The sequence below is a fragment of the Vibrio neonatus genome, assembly GCF_024346975.1.
Lineage (GTDB): Bacteria > Pseudomonadota > Gammaproteobacteria > Enterobacterales > Vibrionaceae > Vibrio > Vibrio neonatus.
Genome location: NZ_AP024885.1, coordinates 1,577,792 through 1,592,346, shown reverse-complemented (window position 1 = coordinate 1,592,346; position 14,555 = coordinate 1,577,792). Strand labels below are relative to the sequence as shown.

At 44.8% G+C, this 14,555-nt stretch carries 15 protein-coding genes; 4 read left to right on the top strand and 11 right to left on the bottom strand.

Annotated features, from left to right (window positions below; all coding sequences use genetic code 11):
* Positions 1-154: 154 nt before the first annotated feature.
* The 4 genes from artM to artP are packed head-to-tail and all read right to left on the bottom strand — an operon-like array spanning position 155 to position 3,034.
* Positions 155-826 (bottom strand): arginine ABC transporter permease ArtM, encoded by a 672-nt coding sequence (gene artM / locus OCU38_RS07325; RefSeq protein WP_261822570.1) that lies wholly within the window; start codon positions 824-826, stop codon positions 155-157.
* A complete protein-coding gene (gene artQ / locus OCU38_RS07320; RefSeq protein WP_261822569.1) occupies positions 823-1,512 on the bottom strand; it encodes an arginine ABC transporter permease ArtQ in 690 nt (229 codons plus the stop codon). The genes artM and artQ overlap by 4 nt, the downstream gene beginning before the upstream one ends.
* 1 nt (position 1,513) lies before the next feature.
* Positions 1,514-2,248, bottom strand: coding sequence for an arginine ABC transporter substrate-binding protein (locus OCU38_RS07315; RefSeq protein WP_261822568.1), 735 nt, complete (start codon positions 2,246-2,248; stop codon positions 1,514-1,516).
* Positions 2,249-2,305: 57 nt separating this feature from the next.
* The gene (artP, locus tag OCU38_RS07310) at positions 2,306-3,034 is read right to left on the bottom strand and encodes an arginine ABC transporter ATP-binding protein ArtP (RefSeq protein ID WP_261822567.1); all 729 of its coding nucleotides are present in this window, start codon (positions 3,032-3,034) and stop codon (positions 2,306-2,308) included.
* 439 nt (positions 3,035-3,473) lie between these two features.
* On the opposite strand from artP, the gene OCU38_RS07305 reads away from it, so the two are divergent.
* The 3 genes from OCU38_RS07305 to recQ all read left to right on the top strand — a co-directional run bounded on the left by OCU38_RS07305 (position 3,474) and on the right by recQ (position 6,512).
* On the top strand, positions 3,474-3,767 hold the full coding sequence (locus tag OCU38_RS07305) for a hypothetical protein (protein ID WP_261822566.1): 294 nt from the start codon (positions 3,474-3,476) through the stop codon (positions 3,765-3,767).
* Positions 3,768-3,787: 20 nt separating this feature from the next.
* Positions 3,788-4,132, top strand: a complete 345-nt coding sequence (locus tag OCU38_RS07300; protein ID WP_261822565.1) for a rhodanese-like domain-containing protein — start codon at positions 3,788-3,790, stop codon at positions 4,130-4,132.
* Between the two features lie 163 nt (positions 4,133-4,295).
* A complete protein-coding gene (gene recQ, locus OCU38_RS07295; RefSeq protein ID WP_261822564.1) occupies positions 4,296-6,512 on the top strand; it encodes a DNA helicase RecQ in 2,217 nt (738 codons plus the stop codon).
* 47 nt (positions 6,513-6,559) lie between these two features.
* Here the strand turns inward: recQ and OCU38_RS07290 are convergent, their stop codons facing one another.
* From OCU38_RS07290 to OCU38_RS07260, 7 genes are all read right to left on the bottom strand, one after another.
* Positions 6,560-8,257, bottom strand: a complete 1,698-nt coding sequence (locus OCU38_RS07290; RefSeq protein WP_261822563.1) for an RluA family pseudouridine synthase — start codon at positions 8,255-8,257, stop codon at positions 6,560-6,562.
* Positions 8,258-8,431: 174 nt separating this feature from the next.
* Positions 8,432-10,240, bottom strand: a complete 1,809-nt coding sequence (locus OCU38_RS07285; protein WP_261822562.1) for a bifunctional molybdopterin-guanine dinucleotide biosynthesis adaptor protein MobB/molybdopterin molybdotransferase MoeA — start codon at positions 10,238-10,240, stop codon at positions 8,432-8,434.
* Between the two features lie 3 nt (positions 10,241-10,243).
* Positions 10,244-10,813: a molybdenum cofactor guanylyltransferase MobA gene (mobA, locus tag OCU38_RS07280; RefSeq protein WP_261822561.1), complete on the bottom strand. Its 570-nt coding sequence runs from the start codon at positions 10,811-10,813 to the stop codon at positions 10,244-10,246.
* Positions 10,810-11,538 (bottom strand): ABC transporter ATP-binding protein, encoded by a 729-nt coding sequence (locus tag OCU38_RS07275; RefSeq protein ID WP_261822560.1) that lies wholly within the window; start codon positions 11,536-11,538, stop codon positions 10,810-10,812. The genes mobA and OCU38_RS07275 overlap by 4 nt, the downstream gene beginning before the upstream one ends.
* A gap of 12 nt (positions 11,539-11,550) precedes the next feature.
* A complete protein-coding gene (locus OCU38_RS07270) occupies positions 11,551-12,249 on the bottom strand; it encodes an ABC transporter permease (protein ID WP_261822559.1) in 699 nt (232 codons plus the stop codon).
* The gene (locus OCU38_RS07265) at positions 12,249-13,109 is read right to left on the bottom strand and encodes a substrate-binding domain-containing protein (protein ID WP_390625257.1); all 861 of its coding nucleotides are present in this window, start codon (positions 13,107-13,109) and stop codon (positions 12,249-12,251) included. Before OCU38_RS07265 ends, OCU38_RS07270 begins: the two co-directional genes overlap by 1 nt.
* Positions 13,110-13,127: 18 nt before the next feature.
* Entirely contained in the window at positions 13,128-13,979 is an 852-nt protein-coding gene (locus OCU38_RS07260; RefSeq protein WP_261822558.1) for a formate dehydrogenase accessory sulfurtransferase FdhD, read from the bottom strand.
* A gap of 130 nt (positions 13,980-14,109) precedes the next feature.
* Here OCU38_RS07260 and OCU38_RS07255 point away from each other — a divergent pair, with 130 nt between their 5' ends.
* Positions 14,110-14,535: a DUF3305 domain-containing protein gene (locus OCU38_RS07255; protein WP_261822557.1), complete on the top strand. Its 426-nt coding sequence runs from the start codon at positions 14,110-14,112 to the stop codon at positions 14,533-14,535.
* Positions 14,536-14,555 lie beyond the last annotated feature (20 nt).

Below are 14,555 nucleotides of genomic sequence, written 5' to 3'. Positions count from 1 at the left end.
ATTTTAATAGATTATTCTAAGGAAGGAATTAATTTAGTGATTATTCAAATAATAATCAGTTTGTTAGATGATTTTGTGAGCAAATATGAGCGGGGTCAGGTCTTGAAATTTGCACGCAACGCGTGCAAATTTCAAGACCTGACCCCGCATTTAGCTAGCGAGCGTTTTCGAAGGCTAGGGCTTTGCGTTCTATGTGGCGGAAAATCAGAGTGAGTATTCCGTTTACGCTGAGGTAGAACACACCGGCTACACCGAAGACGGTGAGGGTGTCGTAGGTTTGTGCGTTGATGCGTTGTGCGTAACCCATAACATCCATAATGGTGATAGTACTGGCAAGGGATGTGCCTTTAAATACTAAAATCACTTCGTTGGAGTAGGCTGGGATGGCGCGGCGAATCGCGTAGGGTAGCAATACTCTTAGGCTCTGTGCGTTGTTCATGCCTAGAGCACGACAGGCTTGCCATTGTCCTGATGGGATCGCATTGTATGCACCCTTGAACAACTGGGTGCTGTACGCGGCCGTGTTAAGTGCCAGTGCTAACATAGCGCAAAACCAAGGCTGACTTAGCCAGTGCCAAATAAAGCTGTTATGTATGGCTTCAAATTGACCTGGGCCGTAATAGATCAGAAAGATTTGTACTAATAGAGGCGTGCCGGTAAACAGCGTAATTACGCCACGGCTTAACCAATGAACGCCTGGAGTACGTAGGATCAGGGTTAGCGTCATCAATAGCGCAAGAATACAGCCAACAATCAGTGAAACCACAGTGAGGTGTACACTGGTCATCAACCCGTCAAGCATTTGGTAGAAATGTTGTGAATTCATGCTTTTGTTCCTGCACTCGTAGAGGCTTCTTGAAGAGAGAAGCGTGCGTCGATGATCTTAACTATTTTCTGAGTAATAATCGTAATAATTAAATAAATGGCCGCCGCAGTCGCATACCAAGTAAAGGCTTGGTGAGTCGTTGCTGAGGCAAGCTGAGCTTGTTTCATCAAATCGGTGACGCCGATCAAAGAAACTAAGGCAGTATCTTTTAATAGCACTAGCCATTGGTTCATCAAACCCGGCATAGCATGACGCACCGCTTGAGGCAGTACGATTTTAACAAAAGTGCGAGAACGACTTATACCCAGAGCTTTAGCCGCTTCAACGTGCCCACTTGGCACCGCTTTTAACGCGCCGCGAATGGTTTGAGATGCATAAGACGCAAAAATTAAACCAAGTGCAATTACCCCTGAGATAAAGGGACTAATATCGACAAACTCACCGGTTATAATGAAGATAACTTGAGTTGAGCCAAAGAAGATAAACAGCACTACTAGAAGCTCAGGAAGCCCTCTAACAATGGTGATAAATAGAGTCGTTGGCCATGCCAACCATTTGTGGCGAGACATTTCACCACAGGCAAACAATACGGCTAAAATTAAGCCCACGCATAAACTAACAAAAGCAAGTTGGACCGTAGTCCAACTTGCTTGTGCGAGAGACGCGGAGTAACCCGTCAATTCCATATTACTTACCGAAGTACTTTTCAAAAATGGCTTTATATTCGCCGTTTTCTTTTACAGTTTTCAGTGCAGCATTGAGTTGGTCAAGCAGAGCTTGGTTGTCTTTATTGACTGCGATACCAAAACCGTTACCGAAGTACTGTTTGTTGGTTACTTGCTCGCCAACATAGCTAAGTTTGTCGCTTTTCTTAAACCATTCAGCAACAACCGCAGTGTCACCAAATACAGAATCAATACGGCCATTTTGCATGTCGATGAATGCGTCTTGGTAGCTTGCGTAAGGAACCGCAGTCACACCTGGTTTTTGTTCAATTAGGTATGATTGGTGCGTAGAACCATTTTGTACACCAACGCGTTTGCCTTTCAGTGCTGTTTGGTTTTCAACTTTACCTTTAACCGCGATGAAAGCCGCTGAGTTATCGTAGTAAGGTTGAGTGAAGTTCACTTGTTGTTGACGCGCTTCAGTAATATCCATACCAGAGATAGCTGCATCATAACGTTTGAACTTAAGGGCAGGGATCAAGCTATCAAAAGATTGGTTGTGGAACGTACATTTCGCTTCAATCTGCTTACATAGAGCATTTGCAAGATCAACGTCGAAACCTTGGATTTCGTTGTTTGCATCTACGTATTCAAATGGTGCGTAAGTTGCTTCCATTACAAATTTAATTTCTTGCTGAGCTGCCATCGCATGTGCTGACGTAAGACCAATCAAGGATGCTAATAAGATTTTTTTCATTTGTATTTCTCCAATCATTGCGCTGCCTAAAACTTGTCAGCGTCTGTAGGCGTATAATTAGTGGGTAAGGTAATCTGCGAAATTTTGTGTCGTTGGCTTATTAAACACTTCGTTAGTGCCATTTTCCACAACTTTTCCATCTTCTAAATACAACACATGACTCGCTACTTTACGGGCAAATTCGACCTCGTGAGTAACAACAACTTGTGTAATTCCGGTTTTGCTTAGGTCATTGATGACCTTGGCGACTTGAGATGTGATCTCTGGATCGAGCGCCGCAGTAGGCTCATCAAAAAGCAGTACGTCTGGCTTCATCATCAAGGCTCTAGCGATAGCGACACGTTGCTGTTGACCACCGGATAATTGCAGTGGCCATGCATCGGATTTATCACCCAATTGCAGCATGTCTAAAATTCTTTTGGCTTCTTCTTTGGCAGCGATTTTAGAAAGACCTGTTACGCGCACTGGCGCTTCAATCAGGTTTTCAATGACGGTCATATGCGGCCATAGGTTGTATTGTTGAAATACCATGCCCACTTTGTGTCTTAGTTGCAGACCTTGTTTTTCGGTCACGCCTTTTGCAAAATCAAAAGACATACTTGCGACTGACATATCGCCACTGTTAGCACTTTCTAACAGATTCAGTATACGGAGCAGTGAGCTTTTGCCAGCTCCACTTGGACCGAGTAATACTAAAGTGTCACCTTTATTGCACGTAAAGCTTACGTCGTGCAGTACTTGCGTCTCACCGTAGAATTTATTGACCTGATTGACTTGAATACTCATGCTAAAAAACTGTCCTATATCTCTTCAGTCAGCATCTTACCAATTTCGATTGTTTATGCAAATAAAATGTATAAAAAAACGGAAAATTTGGTTTCATTAACTACATATGAATAAAAAACCAGTATATGTGATTATATAGTAGCCAATGGCTTAGTTTGTTGTATATGTGTTTTATTTCACAAAACAACAGTAAGGTTTTTATTTGAGTTATGCAAAGATTGCGAGCACTTTCACATTGCCTGAGCTTGTGAATTATCGTCTAGCCTCGACATAAATAGCGGCGCTAAATATCGACGATAAGTAGCCACCTTATAGTCTCTAGCTCCCTTGCTATTTTTATTTATCTCTGTACAGAAGTAAATGTGAGATACATCCTTTGCTTCAATGCGCGTCTATGGTGTTATTGAGCCAGTGATCACTTTTTTATAGGGAAATAATTATGCGCCTTATTGCAACTCGCAGTGACGAATGGAATCTATACCGTGCTGGAGACCAGTATTTTGAGTCGAGCATCCAATTAACAGAGCAAGAGCAGGCCACCAATGGCGAAGAGCTGTTGACCAACTCTGGCAACTTAAAACAACTCGCGTTTAATTTAGACTCTATTAATGGCTGGTTTAATGCCAATAAAACGCCAGAGGATTTTCAACGGGTGATCGTGGCATTAGAGCCGATCATTATCCAGCTATGGCAAGAGAAGAAACTGGGCTCTTGGGTTATGGAAATTTACTAATCGCGGTTAATTGGTCGAATATGTCTAAATTTTTAGGATTGTGCGCGCTACTATTTTCCACATTCGTGCTTGCCAGTGAACGAGCGCAACTGGCTTGGGATTGGATTGATTCTGGGGCGGTCGTGATTGATGTCAGAACGCCGCAAGAATTTGCCTCTGGGCATTTAGATAATGCGATTAACATTCCAGTGCAAAATCTGGCGCACGCCGATCTTTCGTTTATTAAAAGTCGCGATCAGCTGGTGGTGTATTGCCGAAGTGGCAATCGCTCTGCAAAAGCTAAGCAACTGTTGCTGACGCAGGGCTATAAACAAGTGCATAATGGCGGCGGATTGCAAGAAATGTTGTCAGTAAAGCCTGAATAACTCTAAATTCACACTATTGCCAGTCTTGGCAATAGTGTCTCATTGCTATCTTTTCTTATATCAACGCAGTGTTTAACTGATCATTCTAACTCGCTAGAATGATCAGTTAATAATTGCGATAGGTATGCTTACCTTTCTATCACATCGATTAGGATGACGCGCTTTGAGCCACTTTGAACACACTAATACCGAATACAGCCACTCTTCACAGCTAAACTCTTCGCAAGCAAACGGCCCACAACCGTTAGACGTTTTGAAAAACGTGTTTGGCTACGACAGTTTTCGTCATCAACAGCAAGAGATTGTGGATAGTGTAGTCAGTGGGCAAGACGTTCTAACCTTAATGCCAACCGGTGGCGGTAAATCGATTTGTTATCAAATTCCGGCCATTGTGCGCTCAGGCGTTGGGGTAGTGGTATCCCCGCTGATTGCTCTGATGAAAGATCAGGTAGATGCATTAAGACAAGTGGGCGTGTCGTGCGCATTTTTAAATTCCACTCAAGACAGATATGAGCAAATGGAAGTGGAAGCCTTAGTCACGCGCGGCGAGATACAACTGCTGTATGTCTCTCCTGAGCGTCTTTTGCTGGAGCGTACGTTAAATTTATTGGAGCAATCGAATCTCTCCCTATTTGCCATTGATGAAGCGCACTGTGTAAGCCAATGGGGACACGACTTTAGACCTGAATACCAACAGCTGTCTATCTTGCCGCAACGCTTTCCTAATGTGCCGCGCATTGCCTTAACCGCCACCGCCGATGAGCGCACCCGACAAGAGATCATCAGTCAGCTACAACTTGGCGATGCTAAGGTTTTTGTACACAGCTTTGATAGACCCAATATCCGTTATCACGTCAGCGAAAAATCCAATGCCAAGCATGAGTTATGGGATTTTATTGAACACAATCATCCGCAAGATGCTGGGGTTATTTACTGCTTATCGAGAAAGAAAGTGGAAGAAACCGCCGCTTGGCTGGCCGAAAAAGGCCGAGTGGCCTTGCCTTATCATGCCGGTATGTCCATCGAGCAAAAAAATCAAAACCAACAGCGCTTTTTACGTGAAGATGGGGTGATTATCGTTGCGACGATTGCCTTTGGTATGGGCATAGATAAGCCCGATGTACGTTTTGTCGGTCATCTTAGCTTGCCAAAAAGTATCGAGTCCTACTATCAAGAAACCGGTCGTGCTGGGCGTGATGGCGCACCTGCAAACGCATGGATGGCGTACGGCTTACAAGACTTAGTGATGCAAAAGCAAATGCTGGAAAACTCTGATGGCAGTGCGCAATACAAACAAGTGCAGGTGGGTAAGCTTAATGCACTGCTTGGCTATTGTGAGTTGAGTACTTGTCGTCGCCAGACATTGCTCGGTTACTTTGGTGAAACTCTCGCGCAGCCGTGTGGCAATTGCGATAACTGTTTGCATCCGCCAAAAACGTGGGACGGCACCCAAGCGGCGCAAAAAGCCCTTTCAACCGTGTATCGCTCCGAGCAGCGATTTGGCGTGACCCATTTAGTGAATGTTCTGCTCGGTAAATCTGATGACAAAATTAAACGCTTTGGGCATGACAATTTATCCACCTTTGGTATCGGCACCGAATTAACCGCTGAGCAGTGGCGAGGCGTGTTCCGCCAACTTATTGCGATGAATTATCTAAAAGTTGAAGGCATGTACAACAACCTAAAACTGACGGAAGCTTGTCGCGCTGTGCTTCGTGGTGAGCAAAGCATCGAATTTCGTGAATTGCGCAAGAGCAAAAAGAAAAAAGCCAGTAGCACGAAGAAAAGCAGCGCCTTGTCTGAACAAGATTCAGCCGTGTTTGAAAAACTGCGCGAGCTTAGAGCAAGTTTGGCAAAAACGCAGAATGTCCCTGCCTACATTATTTGTCACGATGCTAGCCTTGCCGAAATTGCACTGCAGCGCCCAGATAGCCTAGACGCATTAGGGCAAATCTCTGGCTTTGGTGAGGCCAAACTGGCGAAATACGGTGAGGCAATTGTGCAACTTATTAATGAGCAGCCTAAGCCTGCACCTACGTTAAGTGCGACCGAGCAAACCAGCTTGTCGCTGTTTAATCAATATCACAGCGTTGAACAGGTCGCCGCAGAGCGAGCTATTGCGGCTACTACGGTGCTGAGTCATTTAGCAAGTGCGATAGAGCTTGGTTTATGTCCATTACAACAAGTGATTGAGCTTGATGAGCAAGCCCTTGAGCAGTTCGGCTCCGCGGTTGTTTTGCTTAATATCTTAAGCGAGCAAAAGCTAAAGCCGTTATTTGAGCACTTTGAAGGCAAATACGACTACGGCGTATTGCGCTGCATCGTTGCGCACTTTTCCTATCAGCAACAATTGGCGCAATTATCCGAGCAGTCTGCTTAATAGAAAGCAAAAAACGGAAAGCAAATAAATAGAAAACGAAGAAAAAGCTAGAACGGAATATCTGCGGTAAATGTCATCCACTCCTTAGTGACGGGGTGGGTGAAGCTTAATTTCTGAGCATGTAAATACAGTCTAAGGTCTTTTTTGCCGTATAAGCTATCGCCAATGATGGGCATGTTCAGGCCATCTTGATGGGCGCAGTGGACGCGAAGTTGGTGAGTACGTCCGGTTTTTGGGTATAAAAATACCTTTGATTTTCCGTCCACAACCTCGATTAATTGATAATGAGTATGTGCGGGCTTTCCATGTTCAACGCTCACCATTTGTCTTGGTCTATCTAATAGGTCGGGACACATTGGCAATTCAATATCTCCCTCATTTTTGATGTGAGTACCATCGATTACGCCGTCAATGAGCGCGGCGTAGCGCTTAGTCACTTCACGGGCAATAAACTGTTTTTGCAGATGTTTGTTGGCACGTTTGGTCAGTGCAAATACCAATAATCCAGAGGTCGCCATGTCTAAGCGGTGCAGGGCAAACGGGCCTTCTGCATCGCTATAGATTTGCTTCAGGCGATGCCATGCTGAATCTTGAATATGGCGTCCCGGCACAGACAAAAAGCCTTCCGGTTTGTTGACCACCACAATATGCTCATCTTCATAAATGATAGGCAGAGGCTTGTCTTTGGCTGGGTTTTCCAATAGCGGATTATCATCCACCAGTAACCCTTTTAGCATATGCGACAAAATAGGGTGGCACTTACTCATGCACGAGGGGTAAAACTGCTTATGTTGACGTATCTCAGATTTTGGGGATTGTCCCCACCAAAATTCCGCCAGTGTAATTGGGGCGTAATGATTTAAATAGGCATATTGCAACAGCTTTGGCGCGGCGCATTCACCGGCGCCTGCTGGTGGCACTTTAGACGCTGTTTGAGCAAAAATTTGATTGAGATCTTGGCGCTCATTATCAGCATTTAAAAACGAATATTGAGTGAACAGCTTATGTTGCATCTGGTTAGAAAGATGCGCTCTGCGCGAGCGAAGCTCACTGATTTGACGCTCAAATTCTTCTATTTCTAATGTCAGCGTAGCTTGTTTTTCCGCCCACTGCGATTTAGTTGCTTTAAGCTGATTTTTCTCAAACACGCTTTGCTTGGCAAGTTGCTGCTCTAGCTGTTGGTAATCATCAAGGCTTAAATCTTGTTTGGCTTGTGAACGCTGCTGTTTTCTCAGCTTTCGGTTGTCTGCCATTTGTGCTTGCTGAGCTTGAATTTGCGCGCTGGCTTGGCGGTTAATCTGGGCAAGCTGCGCTTTTAACTGAGCAATATCGACGCTGTTGGTAAACGCATTTAGCTCACTTGATACCGCATTTATTTTGTCAAACTCTTCTCGAACAAAACCTTCACTGTCGAGCATGTCATACACAGGTGGCACAAAGCCCTGATGATGATTGGAATCATCAATTTTGCCAGAAAAAGCGCTTAAAAAACCCAGCTCACCGTCGCAATTTTTTACCACTAACACGCCAAACATTTTGCCTTGTTTTTGGGACACACTTGATGACGCGTTTGACTCTAAATCAAACTGGCAGTCAAAAGCCGAGTGCAGCTGTTTTTGCAATTGTTCGGAAGCTAACACGCTTAGCGGGTGGGGCTCATAATAAAAGGGGAATGTGAATCGCTTTGGCAGCGCAACTCCTGCGATGGATTGCTCAAATGGCGTGAAAAGCGGGTCGCTGCTCATGGGATAAGGTCTACCTATTTATGTACGTTGGCGCGTGAATATGCGGTTTTAGCTGATTGTATTGAATCCCATCGAGAACCGCCAGTGTATGTTTATGATCCTTATATTGTTAGAAATTGAGCACAATAAAAAAGGGCTCTAACAATAGAGCCCCATAAACCGTTAGCTAATACTCTAGATATTAAGCGGAATGATGGTGACTAACTCACCCGGCTCAACTTTGGCGTATAGCGGATCAATTTCAATCAAACAGTTCGCTTCGCTCATCGAGCGTAAAATGCCAGAGCCTTGTTTTCCTGTGCTCGACACCACCAATTGCCCAAACTCATTTAACTGATAGATACCGCGAGTAAACTCAGTGCGACCATGACGAGAGCGCAAAGCTTCGCTGGCAATTGCACGCAATTTGGTCGGTTGCCAGTTGCTTTCACCTTGCATTTTATGGATAGCGGGGCGTACAAAATTAATAAAGGACACCATAGTGGCGACAGGATTTCCCGGCAGTCCGAAGAAAGGGGTATCGCCGATAGTGCCAAAGGCGAGAGGGCGACCCGGTCGCATATTGATGCGCCAAAAATCGATATTACCGTTTTGTTCTAAAACATCTTTGATGTAGTCGGCATCACCCACAGACACGCCGCCGGTAGTCAGCACCATATCAGCACTTACAGCAGCTTTAGAGACCGCGTGTTCAATCGCTAAATGATCGTCTTCTAAAATGCCTAAATCGATAATTTCACAATTAAGTTGGCTGAGCAGTCCCATCAAAGCGTAACGATTTGAATCATAGATACAGTTTTGTTGTTGCGGCTGGCTTGGGTGCTGCACCTCATCTCCGGTAGAGAAAATTGCCACTTTTAGCTTACGCATCACCGCACATTCATTGATGCCAAGAGAGGCAATCATGCCCATTTCAGCGGCGCCAATTTTTTGGCCTTGGCTAAATACGGCCTGTCCAATGGTAAGATCTTCTCCAGCTAAGCGTACATTTTGTCCCGCTTTCACTAATGCGCCGTTAAAAGTGACGAAGTGTTGTCCATCTTTTTCATAGGTATCAGATTGCTCACGCATGATGACGGTAGTGCCATTACTTGGCACGGGTGCGCCAGTCATGATTTTTACTGCTTCACCGGCATTCAGTTCAGATGGATAGCTTTGGCCTGCCATCACTTCACCAACCAGTTTAAAGCTTTCCAGCGCCACATCTTGGTCGCGAATCGCGTAGCCATCCATTGCGGAGTTAGTGTGCTGAGGCACATTGATGCTCGATATAATGTCTTGCGCTAATACGTGATGTAAGGCGTGGTCAATTGCCACTGTTGTGCTTTCAGTCAGTGGCGATACCGCATTTAAGATGCGCTCAATCCCTTGCTCTACCGACAGAAAAGCCGGTGATAGGGTATCGCAACATTGCGCAGCAGCATTGGCGTCAGCGTTACTTTGTTTGGAAGGCGCTACGGTTTGGATGATAAAGCTCGCTATTGCATCAAGATCGTTGATATCAAACTGAGGCAGCGCCGCGTTAAAGCCCTTGCTGAGTTCTTTTTCGGTATCAATATCAGTGGCAACGGCAATGATATTGTCGTCGTTCGGGTGCATCCACGGATTGTCTAGCGCTTGACGGCGCAGCTCAATTTTGGGAAATGACTGGCTTTTAAAACCCTCAATTAAAATCACATCTAGGCTTTTGTGATCAAATTGTTCTAGCAACTCTTCAAAAGTCGCTTCTTCGTCAGGGGTTTCGGTGATCATGGCATGACGGTAGCGCGAGCTAATATACATTTGTGTCGCGCCCGCTTTACGCAAGCGATAACTGTCCTTGCCTTGTTGGTCGATATCGAAATTGTGATGCGCGTGTTTTAGTACGCCAAGTTTTAGCCCTGCTTGAGTCAACTTTGGAATGATCTGCTCAAGTAAGGTGGTTTTTCCGGTGCCACTAAAAGCAGCAAAGCCAAGGATGGGAGTATTACGAATCGTCTTCATAGATTACTGCTTAAATTGTTGGAGTTCTTGTTGAGAATTAAGGTTCACGAAGCTGTCTTTGATGTCACTAAAATCGATTTGGCGCGTGTTACAGCGGTCGTAAAAGAGAATGATTTTGCGTTCGCCATCGTCTAAAAATTGCTGTAAACGCTCCAGTACGCGGCGGTGGAATACGGTAAATACAGGCTGAACAAAGTCACCGTCGTGGGCGACAAGGATTTCGTCGTCGTCGCTGATTTCTTGTTGCATGCGCTGTATCAGCGTTGGTGAAATTTGCGGGCAATCACAAGGTACAAACCCCACCCAATCACTGTCAACGTGAGTTAATCCGGCGTGAATACCGCCCATAGGCCCAACAAAGCCTTGATAATGATCGGCAAACACAGGCGCGTATTCTTGATAGCGTTCTTGGGAACGATTGGCGTTGATGTAGATAGAATCCGTATATGCTTTTAACACTTCAAGCACATATTCGATAAGAGGTTTTTGATTTAACTCGACCAAGCCTTTGTCTTGTCCCTGCATACGTGTGGCTTGACCACCGGCCAAAACGACCCAACTGATTGACTTCATGTTTCGTTACCTAATTTATTATTTGTTATTGGTTTTATTTTTTTGGTTTGTTCGTCGATGACTCTAAGGTGCGGCGTAACCGTCAGACTTTGATTTTCAATAGTCCATTGCGTATCACAAAGATCAGTCAGCCCATTTTGCTGGTGACTGGTAATCACAATACTTGCCCCTCTATCTAACAGATCTTTAGCCAGCGTAATGATCCCCTGCGTTGATTCAAGATCCAGAGAGGCGCTAGGCTCATCCATTAGCAAAATAGACGGATTGACTATCCAAGCTCGTGCCATCGCCAAACGTTGTTTTTCGCCGCCTGATAATACCGAGCAATGTTCATCGGCAAGGGATTCAAGCCCTACCATTCTAAGCGCATTAATCGCTTGGCTGCGACTGTGTAAGCCTCGTTTTGAGGCAAAGGGCAGTGCATAGCGAATATTATCCAGCAAACTGGCGTCAAACATGTACGGGGATTGGTGCAAATAGACCACATCTCGAAATAACTTACGCGAAAAAAGTCGATAAAAGGTCGAGATTTCAATGCCGTTGATCGTTCCTGTGCTGGGCGTGGTTAAGCCTGCCAGAATTTTAAGCAATGTGGTTTTCCCCACACCGTTTTGTCCTTTGAGATAAATGGCGTTGCTTGGACCGATTTGTAAATGAGGAATGTGAAATAAGACCCGGTCTTCATAACGTTTGGATAAGTCTTGAGTTCTTAACTGTATGGTCATTGATGCTCGCCTCTAGACTCGTAGGTGACTTTGCCCGCGCATGGCGGTTAAGACAAAATTTAATATCAAGGCAAGTAACAAAAGTACGATGCCAAGAGCAACCCCTTGCGCAAATGCACCGCGCTGACTTTCTAAGGCAATCGCAGTTGGGATATTACGTGTATGACCTAGAATATTCCCTCCTACCATCATAGAACAGCCCACTTCTGTAACAATACGAGAAAATGCGGTGACCACAGCCGCAATCAATGCAAAACGGGTTTCCCACATCAATGCTTTAAAAATTTGCGGATAAGACTTTCCAAGCGTGATCGAGGTTTCGACATTACGCATGTCGACGCTTTGAAATCCAGCTTGTAGCATTGAAATAAGAATAGGCATTGCGATAAGTATCTGCCCAAGAATCATCGCTTTTTGTGTAAATAACCATTGCCAATCACCGAGAGGCCCAGAGCGCGATAAGGTCATATACAGTAGCAGTCCTATCACTACGGTAGGTACGGCTTGTAATGTATTGATGATTGAGAGGAGAAAATTTCGCCCAGGGAAAGGCGCATAAGCGAGCAATAAAGCCAGCCCAATAGCTGGCAATAGCGATAAACTCAACGCAAACAAGGATACACTGAAGGAGATAGAGACTACCTTCCACAGTGTAGGGTCAAAATTTAGAAGCAGCTTGACCGCTTCTATACTTGTTGCACCAATATCCATTATTTAGATGTTTTAGCGTTAGCCGTAAACAGTTTTTGTCCTTTTACTTGGAAGTCATTGATAAGCTTTTGTGCTTTATCGCTGATAAACCATTGGCTCAAGGCTTTCGCGCCAGCCGCATTCAATCCGCTGTAACGTTCAGGGTTGACTCGAATGATTTGGTATTGATTAAACAAAGCTGGGTCGCCTTGCACCCAAATTCCAAGATCAAGCTTCTCTTGATACGCAAGCCAAGTGCCTCTATCGGTTAGAGTATAGCCTTGTAATTCAGAGCTCATATTAAGAGTCGGTCCCATGCCTTGACCAATTGAGCGATAGTTTGACCAGTCGTGCGCGGTATTATTGATTGCCCACAGCGCCAACTCTTTTTTATTGGTACCAGAATCGTCACCGCGAGAAATAAACACAGATTTACTGTCAGCGATTTTCTGTAAAGCCTGCGCTGCATTGTCAGCATCTGTTAATTTAGCTGGGTTGTTTTTAGGGCCAACAATAATGAAGTCGTTATACATTACCGCGTGAGGGTCAACGCCAAAATTCGAGTCTAAAAAGGCTTTTTCGGCTTTTGGTGAGTGAGTAAGAACAATATCAACATCGCCCATTTCGCCCATTTTTAACGCTTTTCCTGAGCCAGTAACTAGCAACTGCACTTCGTAACCGGTTTGCTGTTTAAATTTAGGTAATAGGTAATCGAGCAACCCAGAGTGATAGGTGCTGGTGGTGGTAGCCATTTTTAGCGTTTTTGAGTCAGCGTGTGCGGGCAGGGTAAAAAATAACGCACAGGCTAAAGTGAGAATGATGGTTTTGCTGCGTTGTATGCGTTGCAGAAAAGCACGTAAAGAGAGAGCATGTAAAGACATAGCTTGTAAAAACATAGCTTACTGATCCTTGTTGAGTGTGTCATTAGTGGCAGATTTGCCGTCAAATTCAATTTTTTCAATGCCGTGATAAACCTGAAAACGCAGTCCTTTAGCGCGGGCAATGATGGTGATACCAAAACGCTCGGCAAGCTCTAAACCCATTTGCGTCACCCCTGAGCGAGACAACAGAGTAGGGATGCCCATTTGCGCCACTTTAATTACCATCTCGGAGGTCAAACGGCCAGTGGTGTAGAAAATTTTATCGTGTCCTGATTCTCGGTTGAGCCACATTTCACCGGCTAATGTATCCACAGCGTTATGCCGACCCACATCTTCCACAAAAGAGACCACTTCGCCTTCTTTACAAATGGCGCAGCCATGCACCGCGCCGGCTTTTTTGTAGGTGTCGTTATAGTGAGTCAGTGCCATCAAGGTGGCATATAAGCCACTTTGCTTAATGTTAGTTTGAGGCACTTGGTAGTTTTCTAAGCTTTTCATGACGTTGCCGTACATGGTGCCTTGGCCGCAACCTGAGGTGACAGTTTTCTTTTTCAGCGCAGTTTCTAGAAAATCCGTGTTCTCTTTGGTGACCACTGCCACACTGTTTGTCTCCCAATCTATCAACACCGAATCAAGTTGGGTAGGGTCTGTTAAGAAGCTTTGATTTTTTAGATAGCCCAGAACCAGTGCGCCGGGGTGAGAACCTAACGTCATCAAAGTGACGATTTCACGCCAGTTCAGCAGCACCGTAAGGGGACACTCACACGCAATGTCTTTGCTTAGAGGTTCTCCGTATTCATCAAAAACAGTCACTGTTTGAGTCTGAGAGGGGGGCTGGCCAACCGCTACGATATTAGGGGTTTGAGGCATTTGAATATCCTTTTCTATACTGAATAGTGATTGAAGAAATGTGGCAAGCAAGGGATGTCGACTTGCACACAATCACGATGACTCATGTAGAACTATATAGATAATAATAAGTTAGCTTAACGAGGTAGTAATGAAAACGGAAGATAATTGGCCCGTTCGATGTCAGATTATTCTACATCAGACACAAAATTCTAGATGGCAAACCAGTAATTGGCAGGTTGATGAGATATTTCTAGACCCTTGTGCTAGCGAACTTGGCGTAGAATCTGAGATCCAACTTTTTAAAGATGAACGTACGGATTACCGTTTTAACCTCAATTCTGACAACCCTAAGCTATTTGTGGTTTTGGAAAATGACATTGAAAGGTTAAATTTGGTCAGTGTCACCGTTTCTCAAAGTGTTGCTGGCAGTTATTTAGACGGTGACTATTTAGTGCTATCGGTTGATCTACCTTTACCGGTGCAAGTGTGGATGGAAGCCTATTTGGCGCGCCATGGCGAGCTGATTGAACACAAGCGTAAAAAGCGCAAGGGAGCAGGGCGTGCCAGTCAATAATTTGTTATCAAAGCCGTTTA

Excerpts from the sequence above, each read along its gene's own strand:
- artM (WP_261822570.1), bottom strand. The coding sequence starts at position 826 with ATGAATTCACAACATTTCTACCAAATGCTTGACGGGTTGATGACCAGT.
- artQ (WP_261822569.1), bottom strand. The coding sequence starts at position 1,512 with ATGGAATTGACGGGTTACTCCGCGTCTCTCGCACAAGCAAGTTGGACT.
- OCU38_RS07315 (WP_261822568.1), bottom strand. The coding sequence starts at position 2,248 with ATGAAAAAAATCTTATTAGCATCCTTGATTGGTCTTACGTCAGCACAT.
- artP (WP_261822567.1), bottom strand. The coding sequence starts at position 3,034 with ATGAGTATTCAAGTCAATCAGGTCAATAAATTCTACGGTGAGACGCAA.
- OCU38_RS07305 (WP_261822566.1), top strand. The coding sequence starts at position 3,474 with ATGCGCCTTATTGCAACTCGCAGTGACGAATGGAATCTATACCGTGCT.
- OCU38_RS07300 (WP_261822565.1), top strand. The coding sequence starts at position 3,788 with ATGTCTAAATTTTTAGGATTGTGCGCGCTACTATTTTCCACATTCGTG.
- OCU38_RS07290 (WP_261822563.1), bottom strand. The coding sequence starts at position 8,257 with ATGAGCAGCGACCCGCTTTTCACGCCATTTGAGCAATCCATCGCAGGA.
- OCU38_RS07285 (WP_261822562.1), bottom strand. The coding sequence starts at position 10,240 with ATGAAGACGATTCGTAATACTCCCATCCTTGGCTTTGCTGCTTTTAGT.
- mobA (WP_261822561.1), bottom strand. The coding sequence starts at position 10,813 with ATGAAGTCAATCAGTTGGGTCGTTTTGGCCGGTGGTCAAGCCACACGT.
- OCU38_RS07275 (WP_261822560.1), bottom strand. The coding sequence starts at position 11,538 with ATGACCATACAGTTAAGAACTCAAGACTTATCCAAACGTTATGAAGAC.
- OCU38_RS07270 (WP_261822559.1), bottom strand. The coding sequence starts at position 12,249 with ATGGATATTGGTGCAACAAGTATAGAAGCGGTCAAGCTGCTTCTAAAT.
- OCU38_RS07265 (WP_390625257.1), bottom strand. The coding sequence starts at position 13,109 with ATGTCTTTACATGCTCTCTCTTTACGTGCTTTTCTGCAACGCATACAA.
- OCU38_RS07260 (WP_261822558.1), bottom strand. The coding sequence starts at position 13,979 with ATGCCTCAAACCCCTAATATCGTAGCGGTTGGCCAGCCCCCCTCTCAG.
- OCU38_RS07255 (WP_261822557.1), top strand. The coding sequence starts at position 14,110 with ATGAAAACGGAAGATAATTGGCCCGTTCGATGTCAGATTATTCTACAT.